The 17,667-nt window shown below is 37.5% G+C and carries 20 protein-coding genes and 1 other RNA gene; 7 read left to right on the plus strand and 14 right to left on the minus strand.

Annotated features, from left to right (window positions below):
* Positions 1 to 426: 426 nt before the first annotated feature.
* Positions 427 to 2,097: a formate--tetrahydrofolate ligase gene (locus tag GS400_RS10640; protein ID WP_160101584.1), complete on the minus strand. Its 1,671-nt coding sequence runs from the start codon at positions 2,095 to 2,097 to the stop codon at positions 427 to 429.
* A gap of 358 nt (positions 2,098 to 2,455) precedes the next feature.
* Between GS400_RS10640 and GS400_RS10645 the strand changes: the two genes are divergently transcribed.
* Positions 2,456 to 2,656 carry a cold-shock protein gene (locus tag GS400_RS10645; protein ID WP_027447673.1) on the plus strand — a complete coding sequence of 67 codons (201 nt, stop codon included), beginning with the start codon at positions 2,456 to 2,458 and terminating at the stop codon, positions 2,654 to 2,656.
* A gap of 74 nt (positions 2,657 to 2,730) precedes the next feature.
* Positions 2,731 to 3,129 carry a ribonuclease HI family protein gene (locus GS400_RS10650; protein ID WP_160101586.1) on the plus strand — a complete coding sequence of 133 codons (399 nt, stop codon included), beginning with the start codon at positions 2,731 to 2,733 and terminating at the stop codon, positions 3,127 to 3,129.
* A 142-nt stretch (positions 3,130 to 3,271) separates the two neighbouring features.
* Here the strand turns inward: GS400_RS10650 and GS400_RS10655 are convergent, their stop codons facing one another.
* The 5 genes from GS400_RS10655 to GS400_RS10675 all read right to left on the minus strand — a co-directional run bounded on the left by GS400_RS10655 (position 3,272) and on the right by GS400_RS10675 (position 6,523).
* Complete coding sequence (locus GS400_RS10655; RefSeq protein WP_160101588.1) at positions 3,272 to 3,592, minus strand: DUF6123 family protein; 321 nt, start codon at positions 3,590 to 3,592, stop codon at positions 3,272 to 3,274.
* Between the two features lie 44 nt (positions 3,593 to 3,636).
* Entirely contained in the window at positions 3,637 to 4,476 is an 840-nt protein-coding gene (locus tag GS400_RS10660) for a sulfurtransferase (protein ID WP_236560881.1), read from the minus strand.
* A gap of 170 nt (positions 4,477 to 4,646) precedes the next feature.
* On the minus strand, positions 4,647 to 4,820 hold the full coding sequence (locus GS400_RS10665) for a hypothetical protein (protein ID WP_160101590.1): 174 nt from the start codon (positions 4,818 to 4,820) through the stop codon (positions 4,647 to 4,649).
* 96 nt (positions 4,821 to 4,916) lie between these two features.
* Entirely contained in the window at positions 4,917 to 5,438 is a 522-nt protein-coding gene (locus GS400_RS10670) for an isoprenylcysteine carboxyl methyltransferase family protein (protein ID WP_236560883.1), read from the minus strand.
* A complete protein-coding gene (locus GS400_RS10675; protein ID WP_160101592.1) occupies positions 5,435 to 6,523 on the minus strand; it encodes a type III polyketide synthase in 1,089 nt (362 codons plus the stop codon). Before GS400_RS10675 ends, GS400_RS10670 begins: the two co-directional genes overlap by 4 nt.
* Before the next feature lie 113 nt (positions 6,524 to 6,636).
* On the opposite strand from GS400_RS10675, the gene GS400_RS10680 reads away from it, so the two are divergent.
* On the plus strand, positions 6,637 to 7,089 hold the full coding sequence (locus GS400_RS10680; RefSeq protein WP_160101594.1) for a chemotaxis protein CheX: 453 nt from the start codon (positions 6,637 to 6,639) through the stop codon (positions 7,087 to 7,089).
* Positions 7,090 to 7,157: 68 nt separating this feature from the next.
* Here GS400_RS10680 and GS400_RS10685 read toward each other — a convergent pair whose 3' ends face one another.
* Positions 7,158 to 7,928 (minus strand): SDR family NAD(P)-dependent oxidoreductase, encoded by a 771-nt coding sequence (locus GS400_RS10685; protein ID WP_160101596.1) that lies wholly within the window; start codon positions 7,926 to 7,928, stop codon positions 7,158 to 7,160.
* Positions 7,929 to 8,048: 120 nt separating this feature from the next.
* Between GS400_RS10685 and GS400_RS10690 the strand changes: the two genes are divergently transcribed.
* From GS400_RS10690 to GS400_RS10705, 4 genes are all read left to right on the plus strand, one after another.
* Positions 8,049 to 8,636, plus strand: coding sequence for a hypothetical protein (locus GS400_RS10690; RefSeq protein WP_160101598.1), 588 nt, complete (start codon positions 8,049 to 8,051; stop codon positions 8,634 to 8,636).
* A 346-nt stretch (positions 8,637 to 8,982) separates the two neighbouring features.
* On the plus strand, positions 8,983 to 9,135 hold the full coding sequence (locus tag GS400_RS10695; RefSeq protein WP_160101600.1) for a cytochrome c oxidase subunit 2A: 153 nt from the start codon (positions 8,983 to 8,985) through the stop codon (positions 9,133 to 9,135).
* A gap of 29 nt (positions 9,136 to 9,164) precedes the next feature.
* Positions 9,165 to 9,677 carry a cupredoxin domain-containing protein gene (locus GS400_RS10700; protein ID WP_160101602.1) on the plus strand — a complete coding sequence of 171 codons (513 nt, stop codon included), beginning with the start codon at positions 9,165 to 9,167 and terminating at the stop codon, positions 9,675 to 9,677.
* Positions 9,674 to 11,332 carry a b(o/a)3-type cytochrome-c oxidase subunit 1 gene (locus GS400_RS10705; RefSeq protein WP_160101604.1) on the plus strand — a complete coding sequence of 553 codons (1,659 nt, stop codon included), beginning with the start codon at positions 9,674 to 9,676 and terminating at the stop codon, positions 11,330 to 11,332. The genes GS400_RS10700 and GS400_RS10705 overlap by 4 nt, the downstream gene beginning before the upstream one ends.
* Before the next feature lie 801 nt (positions 11,333 to 12,133).
* On the opposite strand, the gene GS400_RS10710 is transcribed toward GS400_RS10705, so the two are convergent.
* The 7 genes from GS400_RS10710 to GS400_RS10740 form a co-directional block, all read right to left on the minus strand.
* On the minus strand, positions 12,134 to 13,636 hold the full coding sequence (locus tag GS400_RS10710) for a carboxypeptidase M32 (protein ID WP_160101606.1): 1,503 nt from the start codon (positions 13,634 to 13,636) through the stop codon (positions 12,134 to 12,136).
* Between the two features lie 15 nt (positions 13,637 to 13,651).
* Positions 13,652 to 14,788 carry a THUMP domain-containing class I SAM-dependent RNA methyltransferase gene (locus GS400_RS10715; protein ID WP_160101608.1) on the minus strand — a complete coding sequence of 379 codons (1,137 nt, stop codon included), beginning with the start codon at positions 14,786 to 14,788 and terminating at the stop codon, positions 13,652 to 13,654.
* A gap of 167 nt (positions 14,789 to 14,955) precedes the next feature.
* An RNA gene (gene rnpB / locus GS400_RS10720) (RNase P RNA component class B) lies at positions 14,956 to 15,339 on the minus strand.
* A 183-nt stretch (positions 15,340 to 15,522) separates the two neighbouring features.
* The gene (gpsB, locus tag GS400_RS10725) at positions 15,523 to 15,861 is read right to left on the minus strand and encodes a cell division regulator GpsB (protein ID WP_160101610.1); all 339 of its coding nucleotides are present in this window, start codon (positions 15,859 to 15,861) and stop codon (positions 15,523 to 15,525) included.
* A gap of 74 nt (positions 15,862 to 15,935) precedes the next feature.
* Positions 15,936 to 16,499, minus strand: coding sequence for an SLOG family protein (locus tag GS400_RS10730; RefSeq protein ID WP_160101612.1), 564 nt, complete (start codon positions 16,497 to 16,499; stop codon positions 15,936 to 15,938).
* A gap of 59 nt (positions 16,500 to 16,558) precedes the next feature.
* Positions 16,559 to 17,020 carry a CotD family spore coat protein gene (locus tag GS400_RS10735; RefSeq protein ID WP_236560886.1) on the minus strand — a complete coding sequence of 154 codons (462 nt, stop codon included), beginning with the start codon at positions 17,018 to 17,020 and terminating at the stop codon, positions 16,559 to 16,561.
* 184 nt (positions 17,021 to 17,204) lie between these two features.
* Positions 17,205 to 17,609: a cytidine deaminase gene (locus GS400_RS10740; RefSeq protein WP_160101614.1), complete on the minus strand. Its 405-nt coding sequence runs from the start codon at positions 17,607 to 17,609 to the stop codon at positions 17,205 to 17,207.
* Positions 17,610 to 17,667: the final 58 nt, after the last annotated feature.

Consider the following 17,667-nt stretch of genomic DNA (forward strand, 5'->3'; position numbering starts at 1 on the left):
GACCCATAGCTGTAGTGGACCTCACATTAAAGTTAGGTAATCCAAAACCTCTAAATAGCTTTCTATAAGAGCTCTACTTAACTTCAGATACTGAATTAGGCAAGATCATTCGTCTGCGGTTCCGTTTATCTCAATAACGCCAATGTGGGCTGGGAAATGGGTTGACTCCAGCGGTCAAACGGGCTAGCGAGACCCCGCAAGGAGCGAATAGCGGATGAGGAGGCTCGATAGTTCGTCCGCAGGAAAGCAACCCATTTCCCAGCCCACCCGCTCTCTATTTGGCAACGGAACCACTCTACGCCTTATTCCAGATAACTACCATATAACCGAATAAGATCTTTACAAGCACTTTATTACATTAAATATTCTAACCTTTATAAAAAAGCTCTGCCACGCAATGCGCAACAGAACTTTTTGACTTATCCTCTAGAACAATCCTAAAGCTTTTCCATTTTCATCTACATCCATATTTAATGCAGCAGGTTTCTTAGGAAGACCAGGCATTGTCATAACATCACCTGTTAACGCCACGATAAACCCTGCACCAATAGATGGGCTGAATTCACGAATTGTAATTGTGAAGTCAGTTGGTCTTCCAAGTAATGTAGGATCATCAGATAACGAATACTGAGTCTTCGCCATACAAATCGGTAAATTTGTCCAACCAAGTTGTTCGAACTGGTCTAATTGCTTCTTGGCCTTGCTTGAATATTCAACACCAGAAGCACCATACACTTTTTGAGCAATCTTTAATATTTTATCTTCAATGCTATCTTCTAAATCATAAATACGTTTAAAATCCTTAGAAGCGTTCTCAACAGTATCTACAACTTTTTCAGCAAGATCAATTCCACCTTGACCACCATTTGCATGGACTTCAGTTAAGGAAATATGAACTCCTTTTTCTTCGCACCATTTCTGAATATAACTTAATTCCTCATCTGTATCTGTTGGGAAACGGTTTAAAGCGATCACATACGGAAGACCATATTCAGAGATTGTATCCATATGCTTTGCAAGGTTTTCCATTCCTTGTTTTAACGCTTCTATATTCTCATAGCTTAGTTCATCTTTAGCTACTCCACCATGCATCTTAAGGGCTCTAGCTGTCGCAACAATAACGACTGCATCTGGTTCAAACTCTCCAGCACGTGTTTTGATATCTAAAAACTTTTCAGCACCAAGGTCAGCTCCAAACCCAGCTTCTGTAATAACGTAATCTCCTAATTTGGCAGCAATATTCGTTGCCATGACACTGTTACATCCATGTGCAATGTTTGCAAAAGGACCCCCGTGAATGATAGCTGGTGTATTTTCAATCGTTTGTACTAAGTTAGGTTTTAAAGCATCTTTTAATAACAAGGTTAGGGCACCTTCCATTCCCAATTCCTTAACGGTTACAGGCTTATCATCATATGTATATCCAAAGACAATTTCACTTAAGCGACGTTTTAAGTCCTGTAAGTCCTTTGCTAAACATAAAATGGCCATGATCTCTGATGCAACTGAAATGTTAAATCCATCTTCACGAGGAACACCTCGTAATGGGCCACCAAGACCGACGACGACTTGTCGAAGGGCGCGATCATTAAGATCAACAACACGTTTCCATCCCACTTTACGAGCATCGATATTTAATTCGTTACCACGGTGAATATGATTATCGATAAAAGCGGATAAAGCATTATTAGCTGTTGTTATAGCATGGATATCACCAGTAAAGTGAAGGTTGATATCCTCCATTGGAAGTACTTGAGAATAACCACCACCAGCAGCGCCACCTTTGATCCCCATGGTTGGACCTAATGACGGCTCACGTAATGCAATAATGGTTTTCTTATTAATTCTATTCATAGCTTGACCTAATCCGACTGTTACAGTAGATTTCCCCTCGCCAGCAGGTGTAGGATTAATGGCTGTTACAAGAACAACCTTTCCATTAGGACGATCATGTAATTTCTCTAAAAGTGAATCAGATAATTTAGCTTTATAATGTCCATAAGGCTCCCAATCTTCAAGGTCTAAATGTAACCCTTCTGCTATTTCTTGGATCGGCTTCATTTTGGCTTCTTGCGCAATTTGAATATCTGTTTTCATATCGTTACCCCTTTCTCATTAACTCTCCCTTATTTTAACGTAATATCCAATAAAAACAGAGTCAAATCCATTATAAATAAAATATTTTGTAAACGCTACCAAAGCTCTTACAACAATACTTTTTATTGTTATTTAATTTTTTAGTTAATTACCTTCTCTAATGTTGACTCACTTATTAAAATACGCTATATTGAACATAAGCAAAGAAGATAAGCGGATTCATGAAAGAAAGGTAACTTCTATAGAAGTGGTCCAGGATTTTGTGGTCCTCCATTTCTTGCGGAGTTACCTTTTTTGGTCTAGCGTTTTCTTTGTATTACCACGTATCACGTGAAAGCTTTTAGGAGGATTTGTTACAATGGAAAACGGTACAGTAAAATGGTTCAACGCAGAAAAAGGCTATGGTTTCATTCAAGTTGAAGGTGGAAATGATGTATTCGTACACTATTCTGCAATCAACGAAGAAGGATTCAAAACACTTGAAGAAGGTCAAAGCGTAACTTTCGAAATCGTTGAAGGCGACCGCGGACCTCAAGCAGCGAACGTAACTAAAAACTAAAAAAAATTACCTATAAAGACAGCGGTCATCCTTCTGGATACCGCTGTTTTTCACGTATAGGGAGTGGTATACACATGATTGAGGTTTATATAGATGGAGCTTCTAAAGGAGATCCGGGACCAAGCGGTGCTGGTGTATATATTAAAAATGGCAAAGAACAGTATTCTTACTCTTTTCCAATTGGGGTATTATCGAATCATGAGGCAGAGTTTACAGCACTAATCAAGGCACTTGAGGTTTGTCAAAAGGACTTCCCCGATGAAATTTTAAGTGTTCGGTCTGATTCAAAATTAGTGGTTGATTCAATAGAAAAATCAAATACGAAACAAGAACGTTTCCTCCCCTATTTAAGAAATGCTGAAGAACTGAGCGAAACATTTCCTTATTTTTTCATTAAATGGATTCCCGATAAACAAAATAAACACGCTGATGAATTAGCTCGAAAAGCCATCCATGACCAGCCACAATCATAATGATATGGGTTGGTCTTTTTTATATAGTAAACATTCCTTTATTCAAATAAACTTCTTACCAATAATTAATCAAGATAAGAAATGGCTCTCTTCTTCTGAAGACAGCCATTTACCTATACATTAACTTTAATTAACTACATGATTAACTCTTAGTAATATTACTATTTAATCGATGTCCATTAAAATTATATTTAGAAATCCCCTTTTGTTCCAACAATTGCCAAACTTCTTTTCGAGAAGATGGTTGATTTTCACTTAAATACTCTAATACACCTAAAAAGAAACTTCCCACAAACCTAAACTGAAATTGAAGTGTAACTTTTAAAGCCAAAATTACAAGCCAATCTTCTGAGTTTGTATAATGTTTCCCTAAATATATAAAATGAATATCCTTATCGGTTAAGCGAAAGCCTTTTGTCCATAAATCTTCAATGAAATAACCGAGTGATTTCGATTGCGCCATTCTGAACATCCTTTATTCTGTCTAGATTAATCCAAAGAATCCTATTACGATTTCGATACACTTCTAATTTCATTATCAGGGTTGGTAATCCAATCACTCCAACTACCCACATATAACTTTACATTTTGAAAGCCCGCTTGCCAAAGAGCAATCACATTCGGTGTAGCAGTAACCCCAGATCCGCAATAAACGATAATTTCTTTATACTTTGCTAAATTAGAAAAGTAGTTTTTTAACACATCCGATGACTTCCAGAAACCATCTTCAAAAAGATTTTTCCAAAAGTAATTTTGTGCAGAAGGTATATGTCCTGCTCTTTCATCAATTGGTTCATTCCAGCCTGCATAACGTTCGAAAGCTCTCGAATCTAAAATTGCTACATTTGAATCTTCAATTTTTTCAGCTACTTCCTTCTGAGTTGCGATTAACTCATTATGTATGTCGTATTGAAATTCACCCAACTCACTTTGTTCAACGGAGTTGGAAACAGGGTATTGATTTTGTTTCCAAGCCTTAAAACCGCCGTCCATAATATAAACTCTCTGGTGGCCGAGGTATTTCATAAGCCATAGGAACCTAGAAGCCATAGCCGATAGTTGATCATCATAAGCTATAATCGTTGTGTCTTTATGAATACCTGCTTCTTCAATCTTTTTCACAAAAATGTCTATGCTTGGTAATGGGTGACGTCCACCTGTATCTTCAACTTTACCGCTTAAATCTTTCTCAAGATCGAAGTAAACAGCTCCGGGTACATGTTCCTCGTTGAAGAGTCTTTCTCCCTCTTGAGGATCTTGCAAAGAGAAACGACAATCTGCGAACAGGATCTTTTGTCCCTTGTTAAGATAATTCTTCGCATCATGTACGGAGATTAACGGTTCCAAGATGTACCTCCTCCTTATTCAAACTATATAAGTCTTATTATATCTAGAAAACATAAATAAAGAAAATATTATTATTCAAAAGGTTATATTAAATCATGTAGACATGGAATTGTTTTACAAACTTCCACCTCATTCATTTAAGCAAAAAAATAAAACCAGGTATCGTTAATTTACCTGGTTAAGAGAGCATTTTCATATTGTTTTTGTTTTTGGTTCATTTTTGATAGTTTATTTCCTTGAACAAAATTTAGTAAGGATAATACATGTTGATCTTTCAACTTTGCTAATAATCCAATCATTAATGCCGAATAAACGACTACGGTTAACATGATAAGTAAAACCATTCCAGCCCCTCTTTTCTTTTGGTTGATAATGATTTTCAATACTAATTAAAGTATAGCAAAGCTTTTTATCGTTTTCAATGAGAATGATAAATTTTCTCAATTACTTTTTAATTTATCTCGTGAAAGGGCTTTTTCTTCATATGGAATCCTGATTCTCATAAGGACGCCATGCAATACCGGAAATATAAAAGCCGTTACATAAGCATTAAACAGTAATGGAATTAAAATAAATTCAATGGCAACCACAACATAATTGGGGTGCTTCATAAATTTATATGGCCCTTTTGTAACTAATTCCGCCTCAGGAAGTACAATAATCTTTGTGTTCCAGTATCTCCCTAATGATGCTAAACACCATACTCGGAAGGCTTGCGCACACACAAATAATAATAAAAGAATTCCTTTCCACTGATTAAGAACAAGTTTCTCTCCAAATGCTTCAAACATTATAGAAAAAAAGAAAAGCGTATGGACGAAAACAATCCACTTATAATGATCTGAATAATGTTCTGTAGCTCCCTGATTTTTCATCCACTTTTCATTTTGTTTTGCAATAATAACTTCAATGATCCGTTGTAAAACAATTAATATGAAGATAATGGTAAAAATCATGTTCATGAAGACCACTCCAAACGAATAAGTTCTGAACTAAACCCGGGACCTAATGCAGCCATCACACTTGTTGTTCCTATTTCTTGTTCTTCTTCCATCCACTTCTTTAAAACATACAAGACTGTAGCAGAGGACATATTGCCATGATTTTTTAAAACATCATAAGAATGTTTAAATTTATCAGATGAACACTGAAGGACTTCTTCATAGGCTTGAAGCACTTTCTTTCCACCAGGGTGGGCAACAAAAAATGGAATGTTCTGTGGAGATAAATCGTTCCTCTCTAGAAAAGTAGTCACATGGTCTTTCCAAAATGATTCCACTAGAGATGGAATGCTTCTGGCGAATACCACTTGAAATCCATCGTTGTTTATATTCCATCCCATAACATCAAGTGCTTCTTTCTTTAATTTTGAACTAGCTGTTTGCATTTTAGGGACTACCTTTCTTTTCTGTGTGAGGTAGGGAGATTGTTCTCCTAAAACAAGAGCTGCAGAAATTCCGTCCCCAAACAATGCTGCCCCTATAAAATTACTCTTTCTGTGGTCGTCTTTTTGAAAGGTTAAGCTACATAGCTCTACACAAACAACAAGTACATTGGCATCAGGATAAGCTTTGGTATATTCCATTGCTCTGGACATGCCTGCCCCTCCTCCAGCACAGCCTAATCCCCATAGTGGAACACGTTTCACATCATCCCGAAAAGGTCTCTCATTCATCATTCTAGCATCAATCGTAGGTGTAGCTATGCCTGTGCTAGAAACAAAGATGATCATATCGATTGCCTCATAGGGGATTTGTTCTTGTAAGAATGTATCATTCTTCAAACAATCGTCAACAGCATGTAATGAGTGTTTAAGAGCTTGTTCTACATAAGTATCATTTCGATCTTGAAAGGTATGATCTTTATCAAACCAATCCATGGGGACAACAAATTGTCTCTTTTCTACAGAAGCGTGTTCAAATACAGGTAAGAGCCTTTCTACTTCTCTTCTTTCTCTAGGGAATATATGTTGAATAAAAGATTTTATATCTTTTTGATGCAATTCATATACTGGTAAACTTACCCCTACAGAGGTTATAAAGGACATTTTAACCCCCTCCTTTATCATTATCCTTTCACAGATCATGTAAATTAACCACGCATTTTGTCGATATTTGTGGTATCATTAAGAAAAATGTGTGGAACGAAGGTGGGAGTTTTTTGACAGTAAGCCAAGGTATTACAGAAGTTTTAAATGGTACAATCGAATCTGTGAAATCAATCATTCCTTTTGATGTACATATCGACTCCCCTTCATTAATTGAAGCTCCTCTCATTCAAGCTGAACTAGGAGTTTTAATTGGAATGACAGGAGATATGAAAGGGAGACTTGTTATTGAAGGAAACCATCAAAGCATCGGAAGTATTGGGGAAAAAATGTTTGGCATGCCTATTGAAGGAGAAATGTTGGAATCTTTCACAGGTGAATTAGCCAATATGATCGCCGGGAACTTGGCAACGGTTGTTTCGCAGAGGGAAGTCTCTATCGATATTACACCACCGACTGTAATTGTAGGATCGACAAAGATTTCGGGTTTTAAAAAGGCTTTTCGAGTACCAGTAGAGTTGAATGAAGAGGGATCTCTACAACTCATTCTGATGGTGGAAGACTAAAAATTAAATACTATAAAAATAGGAGATGAACAGTAATTTAGTTCATCTCCTTTTCTAATTATTCTATATTAAAATCCGTAAACGGTCATTCCTCCATCAACAAACAAGGTTTGTCCAGTTATGTAATTACTCGCTTCAGAACCTAAAAATACAGCAGAGCCAGCTAATTCTTCTAACTTACCTATTCTCCCCATCGGAGTTCGATCAACGATTTCCTTCACATATTCCTCATTCTCTAACAGTTTCTCAGTAAGAGAGGTTGGAAAATACCATGGACCAATTGCATTCACGTGTATATTATGTTTACCCCACTCTAGTGATAAAGTTTTAGTCATTTGTATGAGCGCACTTTTGGTCATCCCATAAACAACACCTGTACGTAGTGCAACGTGCCCTGCTACGGAGGTTATGTTTATAATCTTCCCTCGCTGATGTTCCTTCATTCGATTAGCAGCATATTGACTTAAGAAAAAAGCACTCTTCATGTTCGTCTGAATGATTTGATCCCATTCTTCCTCTGATACGTCAAAAGCGTCACTTCGAATATTCATGCCTGCATTGTTTACCCATATATCAATTGGTTGATCATCATGAATCACACCATTAATTTGGTTAATAATATCATTATACTGTTGTACATTCGCTACAATTGGATAAGCCTTTCTCCCCAACGCTTCTACCTCTTCTTTTACATGTAAAACATCTTCTTCTGTTCGAGATATAATAATAACGTCTGCTCCTGCCTCTGCATACGCCATTGTAATTGCGTAACCAATTCCTTTTGTAGCACCTGTAACAGCTGCTAGCTTCCCTTCCAAACTAAAACTAGGTAAGTACATATCTTCCTCTCCTTCTAAGTCTCAATATTTTAATAATTATAACATTTCTCCGTATTGTTTACATTTTGAAAAGGAAAATATAAACTACTTTATGTACTTATGAAAGGGGTTCATTTAGAGTTGAAAAAACAATTATTGATTGCGGGTCTATCTTCACTATTAGTTATCGCTGGTTGCGGACAATCTGAAGATTCTGCAGACAAAAACAAAGAAAACGAAAATCAAACGCAAGAAGAAGCTACAAACGGAGACAAAAAGAAAGAGAACAATAAACAATTACAATCTACCCTTCTAGACACACAACTAGAACTAGCTAAACAATTACGTCCTCATAATGTTGTAGTACAAGATATTCAAGCTCAAATTGAAAATCTTACTACAATCAAAGATAAACAGGAGCTTGCAACTGCTAAAGCGGAAGTTACAACAAAAGCTGTAGACGTTCAAAAAGAGGTTGAAAAAGCGGTTGAAAAGCTAAATTCATTTTCCATTAAAGGCGAACTTTCTGACGAGAACACAGAAAAGCTAAACGCTACAATAAATGATTTAAAAGCTTACTTCAATGAAGTAAAGACAGCTCTTGATAAACCAGTTGAAGCTGACTTTACAAAAGCAAATGAGAAATTCTCTTCATTTGAAGAAAAACTCGGTAACCTTTATGAAGAAGCAGGTTTACTTGCTCCTAATATGAAAAAAGAATTAAGCTAATAAAGATCACTTGTCGATCCACAAGCCTTTTGAAATAAAACCTTAGTTACCGGACCTCCCCTTAACTAAGGGTTTTTTTTTATCTTTCATTCTCCTCCCTATACCTTAGAAAACAGTCAGACGTTCTTATTTTCACAAAGTGTTCCAAACTTTGTCATTTAACGTTCAAAAACTCCATATTCTATTTTTTACCAAACTCCTGAAAACCCTTGATATCATTGAGATCCAACCACTTCATGAACGATTTGTGAATCATCTTCCATTTTTGTTTTCTCTTGTGAATTTTCTTGTAAGATAAAAGTGTAAAACAATTCCTGAAACTCAAAAGAAAGGAGTGAGGTAAAACATGCCTAACACTCATTTAGAAAAAACGGAAACGAAAACAAAAATCGTGCAAGAAGAACCTAACTTAAAAGGGACATTTATTGCCGTTATGTTTGTTTTCGCCTTTCTAGTTGGGACATGGTTTTCTGTTTGGGGGATATTCTTAAATCGATAATGCATTAAGTATTAAGGGGGATGAACGTTATGCACATGCATAGGCTTGAAAAATTATGGATGTTTATAGGAGGAGGAACACTACTTTTCTTCCTTATCGTACTGGGGATTGGAGCTTTTATTCAGGGAGCACAGCCACCAAGTTGTCTTACGGTAATTGACCCACAACGTGTTGAAGCACACGATCCTTTTAAAGAAGAAAACTTAGGTTTGCAAGAAGTTGAAGGTGGAGATTTGGACTACGTTGTAAACGTTGTTGCTTCTGCTTTTAATTATGATTTTGGAAAAGATGAAGAAGGAAATGTTGTTAGAAAAATTCGAATTCCAGCAGGCTCTAAAGTAATGTTCCAAGGTACAACCAAAGATGTGGTACATGGATTTCAAGTTGCGGGCACCAATGCCAACATGATGCTTGAACCTGGATACATTAACCAAGTAGAGGTCACGCTTGATAAGCCTGGGGTTTATACGGTCGTTTGTAACGAATATTGTGGTACAGGACACCAGTTCATGACTGCGCAAGTGGAGGTGTATGAAGAATGATTGCTGTTGAGACAAAACTCGGAAAAGAAAACGCTAAACTAACGATGGCTCATATGTGGGTTGCTTTTATTTCATTACTTATAGGTGGTCTAATGGGACTACTTCAAACATTAGTACGAACAGGTCAAGTTCAACTACCATTTGGTATTGGCTATTATCAAATTTTAACGGTTCATGGAGTTATTCTTGCCCTTGTATTAACAACTTTCTTTATTATTGGTTTTCAGTTTGCTTTAATGGCGAAAACTGTTGGCATGACAAATGGTGAACGAAAATGGGGTTGGATCGCATTCTGGACAATGGTAATTGGAACCACAGCAACAGCTACCATGATTCTTCTTGGTAAAGCTAGTGTTCTATACACCTTTTACGCACCACTCGCAGCTCACCCAATTTTCTACTTTGGACTAACACTTGTCGTTGTAGGTTCTTGGATTGCATGCTTTGTAAACTTCCGTCAGTTATACCGTTGGAAAAAACAAAATCCTGGAGAAAAGTCTCCTCTATTAGCATTTATGGTTGTTATTAATATGCTAATCTGGTTCATTGCTACTCTAGGTGTTGCAGCAACTGTTCTTATTCAGTTTATCCCATGGTCGCTTGGCCTTGTTGATGAAATAAATATTTTAGTAAGTAGAACCCTATTCTGGTACTTCGGTCACCCACTTGTTTACTTTTGGCTGCTACCTGCTTATATGGCTTGGTATGGTATTATTCCAAAGATTATCGGTGGCAAAATCTTTAGTGATAGTTTAGCTCGATTAGCTTTCATACTATTTCTCTTGTTCTCAATTCCAGTTGGGTTTCACCACCAACTATTAGAGCCAGGGATTGATCCATTCTGGAAGTACATTCAAGTTGTATTAACATTTGCCGTTGCCATTCCTTCATTACTAACAGCATTCTCTATGTTTGCTACTTTTGAATCTGCGGGACGTGCAAAAGGTGAAAAGACTTTATTTGGCTGGTTTAAAACATTACCTTGGAAAGATGTACGCTTTTTAGCACCTATGATTGGTATGATTGCATTTGTTCCAGCAGGTGCTGGTGGTCTTGTTAACGCATCAAACCAATTAAACTTAGTGGTCCACAATACAATTTGGGTTACTGGACACTTTCACTTAACCTTAGCAACGACTGTAATATTAACATTCTTTGGTATCTCCTACTGGCTTATTCCAGTATTAAGAGGAAGAAAATTAGATGCTAAAACAAATCGATTAGGCATTATTCAAACCATTGTATGGACTCTAGGTATGTTCATCATGTCAGGTTCTATGCATATTGCAGGGTTACTTGGAGCACCTAGACGTTCTTCTTACTCTGATTATGGGGGCACTGAACAAGCTGCTGAGTGGATTGGTTACCAATACGCACAGGCGATCGGTGGTTCAATTCTGTTCATTGGTATTATCTTAATGCTTTACACGTTTATTTATATGACCTTCTTCGCTCCAAAAGGAACAGAAGAATTCCCGATTGCTGAAGAAGCTAATAACGCAGCTCCTACTCCAGTGATTTTTGATAATTGGCGTCTATGGATTGGTATAGCAGTAGTTCTTATCGCATTCGCTTACACAATCCCATTCATTGATATTATCGAAAATTCACCACCAGGATCTCCTACGTTTAAAACGTTAATTGGGAATTTCTAATATACAAAATACGAAAAATCTCGTCATCATTTAATGTGGCGAGATTTTTATTTGAAATAATGTTATTCAGTTATATGGCAGTTATCTGGAATAAGCTGGTGCGGGGTGGTTCCGTTATGTTTATGCAGTTCGGTGGGCTGTGGAACGGGTTGCTTTCCCCGGAAGACCGATCGAGCTTCCTCGTCACTACGTTCCTGCGGGATCTCGCTCGCCCTTTCTACCGGAGGAGTCAACCCGTTCCACAGCCCACCTTAGCCGAATCGTGATGAACGGAACCGCAGTGATATGGAGAGGTGATGCTTAAGGACATCTGTTCCGTTATTTGATCTTAATATGACTTTTATGAAGAGCTTACGGACATTCATTCCGTTATTTGCATCAAATCAACTTGAAAAAGCCTAATTTGTCACAAATAAGGTACCATATGTCCGTAACGACTCTCTAAATGCCTTAAAAATTCAAAATAACGGAACAGATGTCCGTAAGGGTTAGAGCTCAAATAACTAGGGTCCGTTAACCTCCATAAACGCAAAGGGGTGAAGGAAACGGCAAACTCCAGTGGTAGCAAAGGGCTGACGAGATCCCGCAGAGAGCTTGCGAACGAGGAAGCTCGGCTGGTCTTCCACAGGAGGCTTGCCGTTTCAATGAACCCCTTACTCTTTTTTCGGCAACGGACCTCCACCGTACATTATCTCGGATCCAAGTCTTCAATATAAGGGGGCTTTAATGGAATAAAGATTAACCGCTTCATAAAAACAAAAGGCTTAACCACATTGTGATTAAGCCCTTTTCTCGCGTGTATTAAAACTGATAAATCTTCTGATATTTCTCACGAAGATGGTCAACTAAATAAGTAGGGTTTAACTTCTCATTCGTTACACCTTCTAAAATTTCAAGTGGCTTCTTCATTTTTCCGTATTGGTGAATGTTTTCTGTAAGCCATTTACGGATTTGTTCAAAGTCACCCTTACCAATAATTTCTTCAACATCTAAATCATTTTTCATTGTATTATGGAATTGTGCTGCATACATGTAACCTAATGCATAAGAAGGAAAGTACCCAAACGCACCACCAGACCAGTGAACATCCTGTAGTACGCCCTCTTGATCAGTCTTAGGACGAATACCAAGATACTCTTCCATTTTGTCATTCCACAACTCAGGTAGATCCTTCACTTGAATTTCATCATTAATTAAAGCTTTTTCAAGTTCATAGCGTACCATGATATGAAGACAATAAGTTAGTTCATCCGCTTCAATTCGAATAAATGAAGGTTTCACTTCATTGACAGCACGATAAAAATCTTCAAACTTTACGTGTTGAAACGATTCAGGTGCATGGGATAAGAATAGTTCATAATGGTTCTTCCAAAATGCTTCTGTTCTAGAAACGAAATTCTCCCAGAATAAGGATTGTGATTCATGAATCCCCATAGAAGTACCACCTGCTAATGGTGTATAAGCAAGTTTAGGACTAATATTTTGTTCATATAACGCGTGTCCACCTTCATGAATAGTACCGAACACTGCTGTCCGGAAATCCTTTTCATCGTATTTCGTTGTAACACGAACGTCTCCTTGGTTTAGATCAATTGCAAATGGGTGAACAGTTTCATCTAAGCGTCCACCCTCAAAGTTATACCCCATACGTTTTAGGATTTCTAAACTAAACACTTCTTGTTGCTCTTTAGGGAAATGACCTGTTAAAAGAGTTGGATCGGGATTCACATCTGATTTTTTAATTTGTTGTAGTAAGTCTGTTAAAGATTTGCGTACAGCCGGAAATACTTCATCTAAAACATCGACTGTTACACCTGGCTCAAAGTTATCAAGAAGTGCATTGTAGATATGTTTCTCATAACCCCAGTACTCAGCAAAACGTTTATTATATTCAACCATTTTCTCTAAGTAAGGACGATACATTTCAAAATCATTTTTTTCTTTTGCTTCTTCCCAAACTGCCTCTGATTTAGCTTGAAGAGAGACATACTCTTTATATTCATCTGAAGGGATTTTGGAGTGTTTGTTGTATTCCTTTTCACATTCCTCAATACTTTTCTGAATTATCTCGTCTTGAGTATGACCTTTTAATGCTTCAATATAGCCCTTCATCTCATCAGAAGTTGCCATTTGGTGTACTTTTTGAGATAACGTAGCAATAACATCTGAACGGCCTTCTACTCCATTTTTAGGAGCATATGTGCGAAGGTCCCAAGCCATTAATGAAATGGCCTCTCCGTATTGACTCATTTCCTTCACATAATTCATAAACTGTTCTTCTGTTTGATTCCACTGTTCCCCCATGGTTCTCCTCCTCTTTTATTTATGCTTACCGAAATATTGGTAGTAATCCGTTTTGATGAAGCCATTAAATAATTTACGCTTTTTCGTTGCTTCTTTTCCATACAATTTTTCAAAGTTAGGATGAGAAGTGATGATGTATACACTCCAAGAAGGACAGTCTTTCATAATCCCACCAAAGTCTTTATACATTTGTTCTACTTCTTCCTTGTCACCCATTCTTTCTCCATACGGTGGATTTCCTACAATATAACCATTCGCACTTTGAGGACGAAAATCCTTCACTTGCATCTGTTTCCATGTAATTAATTCACCAAGACCTGCTTCCATAGCATTTTCTTTAGCGATATCTATTAGGCGTCCATCAATATCAAACCCTGTAATATCAAGTGGTTGATCATAATTAGCAGCTTCTTCAGCTTCATTAAATGCATCTTCCCAAAGATTATATGGAATCATATCCCATTCTTCAGAAGCGAATTCACGGTTGAAGCCGGGAGCAATATTTTGTCCAATAAGAGCTGCTTCAATTGGAATAGTACCTGATCCACAGAAAGGATCTACAAAAGGAAAATCCGGTTTCCAGTTCGTAAGTTGAACTAAAGCTGCAGCTAACGTTTCTTTTAACGGGGCTTCACCTTGCCCAGTTCGATAACCTCTTTTATGCAGTCCACTTCCGCTTGTATCAATGGTTAACAGCGCTGTATCTTTATGTAGAGCAATTTCAACCCGATACATTGGACCTGTTTCTTGAATACGAGAAGAAGCAAGTCCGTACATTTTTTTCATACGTTCTACAATTGCTTTTTTCACGATGGATTGACAATCGGGAACTGAGTGTAGCGTTGATTTAACCGATTTTCCAATAACAGGTACTGAACCATCTTCAGGAATGAAATTCTCCCAAGGTAAGGCTTTTGTTTGCTCGAATAATTCGTCAAAGGTTGTAGCTTGAAATTCACCAACCACAAGCCTTACACGATCAGCTGTACGAAGCCATAAGTTACTTCTAGGAATACCACTCACATCTGTTTGATAACGCACCCTTCCATTTTCAACTGTAACATCTTCGTAACCTAAATCTTTTACCTCTTTTGCAACAACGGATTCTAATCCCATTGCAGATGTCGCGATGAGGTTAACTTTTTTTGGCATGCCCTTGCACTCCTTTATTGCTATTACGTAGCTATGTATTAATATGCTCGCTTTATGTCTTAGAAAAACACAAATTTAATTGTGCATTCTCTTAAATTAATAAAAAACCCTTTCTAAGCTTCTAGCTTTAGAAAGGGTGTCATAAGTAAAAAAAGACCTGATGAATGCTCTGTAAGCCATGTTCTGTACCCTCGTACTCCTATCGGTGGTCAACCTCGTACATAAGGTGGTAATCATCTATCTACAAGCCTATAGCTTGTCTCTTCATATTGGTTTAGTTCCCTCAGAAGAGTGCCCCTACCTATTTTTGGGTTGCTCGCTCGCGGGGTTTACCTCGTTCCACTTCGCTTGTTTCCAAGCGAACTTCGTCACTGTGGCACTTTCAAGATACTCTGACCTTATCTTCAAGTGACGTAGGTCATTTTTCTGCCGTTAGCTGTTACACTACCTTGACTTATGGTTTCGTCAAGCACGAACACTACAAGCATCTCAGCTTGTGCGAGCATGGACTTTCCTCTGAATGATAGATCATCCAGCGATTACCCAAGCATTCATCAACCGCTCATATATTTTAATCTTTTCAAGTCGTTAGGTCAATGACTTTCTATTGAAAACTTAAGCGTTAGAACACCCCTCAATACGGAATGTTTATTGAAAGCTCATCTAACCCTGTAAAATTCATTGTACCACGAGAGAGTGACCCTTTCATTATAAAAATGTTGGAAATCAGTCCATTAAGAGTCAGAATACTTTTTCCCGAAAACAGCTTTTTCTAAGTTTGATAACCTCTGCAAGACATCATAGTTAACTTGTCCTTGCTGAGGTTGTTGTGTAGCACTTCTTGTTCTTTTAGGGGCAGGTGATGATGATTGCTGTTGAGCCCCTGGGTTTTGCTTCTTTAATTGCTCATTTTCTTGCTTTAATCGCTCAATCTCTTTCTGAAAAGCATCATAATCTTGAATAACGTCATCTAAAAACTGATCTACTTCTTCTTGATTATAACCTCGAATGGCTGTTTTAAAATCTTTTTCCAGAATATCTTTACTTGAATACTGTACTCGTTCTAAACCCATTTCTTTCACCTCAAACTTATAGCTCTTATCATAATCTTTGCAGATGAAGCAATTAATGTCAATTTATTGTTGGATTAATCAGACCAGTAATTTGGATCCTCCATCATCATTTCACGAACCGTATCATCAATATCAAATGGTGTAATATAATAAATAGGGTAATCATGCTTCTCTTGGTATTGCTTTGCTTTCTCTAAAAAATATGCAGGGCTTCCTCCTGTTTCTTCATCATACAAGAGTATACAAGCATCACTTTTTTCTAATAACCACTGGTCTCTGGCTTGAAACTGATAGGGTCCATCATATTCTTTATTATACAATGGTTTAAAGAAATCTGCACTCTCTATTAGCATACGATATTGCTCTTGTTGTTTCTCAGGCCACCTGCTTTCTTGATTTAAAAATGGCGGAAAAACCCCTAGCTTTATATCATATTCATTCTTTAAATCAAGTATGATTTCGCCTGTCCATATTTCAACTCCCATATTACCTGAAATTAATACCCACTCCAACCCTTCTTCAATTAGGGGGAGTAATCTACGTTTAATCGTTTCTTTTACATAATCAATTTTAGGATCATCTATTTGAAATAATCCCATTTCCATTGGTTTGTATCCTGAAACGGCTATAATCTTCATACGAAACTCCTTTATGTATAGAGTGAGCTGGAGAACCAGCTCACTATTCTTTCTTTAGACTAACAACCGCATTTTTTTGGTTTCATACCCATTGGACCCATTTGGTTCGGTCCCATTGGACATTGTCCCATTTGACCTGGTCCCATCATTCCCGGGCCGCCCATTGGTCCTGTTGATGCTCCAGCTACCTGGCTTCCTGGTCCCATTTGACCTGGTCCACCTGGTCCCATCATGCCAGGACCACCCATTGGCCCTGTTGATGCTCCAGCTACTTGGCTTCCTGGTCCCATATTAACATTTTGCTGAGAAACTTGAGTAACATCAGACTGAGATTGAGGGAAGAAATGTTTGTTCAATACATTGACATGGTTAACATTCGTTGTATGAGTAGGATGAATGTGGTCTACCTCTTGTTGAAAAAAGTTATGCTTTACACATTGCTTTGTTGGATATACTTTTTGTTGAGCTGGACTTACCATTTGTGGTCTTGGTCCACAACCACACATTCTTCTTGGACGCATAATCGTCTCTCCCTTCTTAATTCTAGGTTCACTAATAACCTATGTTGAAGGAGGGAGACATGTACTAAGACACATACCTATTTTCAGGTAAGAATCCTAATTCTATAGGAACGGGATAAGTATTGGATTATCATATAAAAATACTGCTCACACCAATTAAGGTATAAGCAGTTGAAAACCAACATTATTCATGATCGTTTAGATCATTAGCTGAAAATGAATACGGTAGTAATTGATCTACAGTTAACGTTTTTACGTCACCTTGAAGATTTGTTGTGTGAACTTTAGACTGTGCATCAAAAAATTCACTAATAACTTGGCGACAAGAACCACATGGTGGTACAGGACGATCTGTATCAGCTACAACAGCTAATGTATCGAAAGACGTTTCCCCTTCAGAAATGGCTTTAAAAATAGCTACACGCTCTGCACAACAAGTCACAGGATATGCAGCATTTTCTATATTACAACCATCATATACCTTCCCTGATGTTGTTAGTAATGCAGCACCAACTGGGAATTTAGAATACGGTACATAGGCTTTTTCGCGTATTGTTTTTGCACGTTTTATCAAGTCTTCTGTATTCATAGATGAACGCCCTTTCATAAGTAAATGGATAATAATTATAAGCAAAAATTGATAGACT

The sequence above is a fragment of the Pontibacillus sp. HMF3514 genome, from assembly GCF_009858175.1.
In the GTDB taxonomy this organism is placed as follows: domain Bacteria; phylum Bacillota; class Bacilli; order Bacillales; family BH030062; genus Pontibacillus.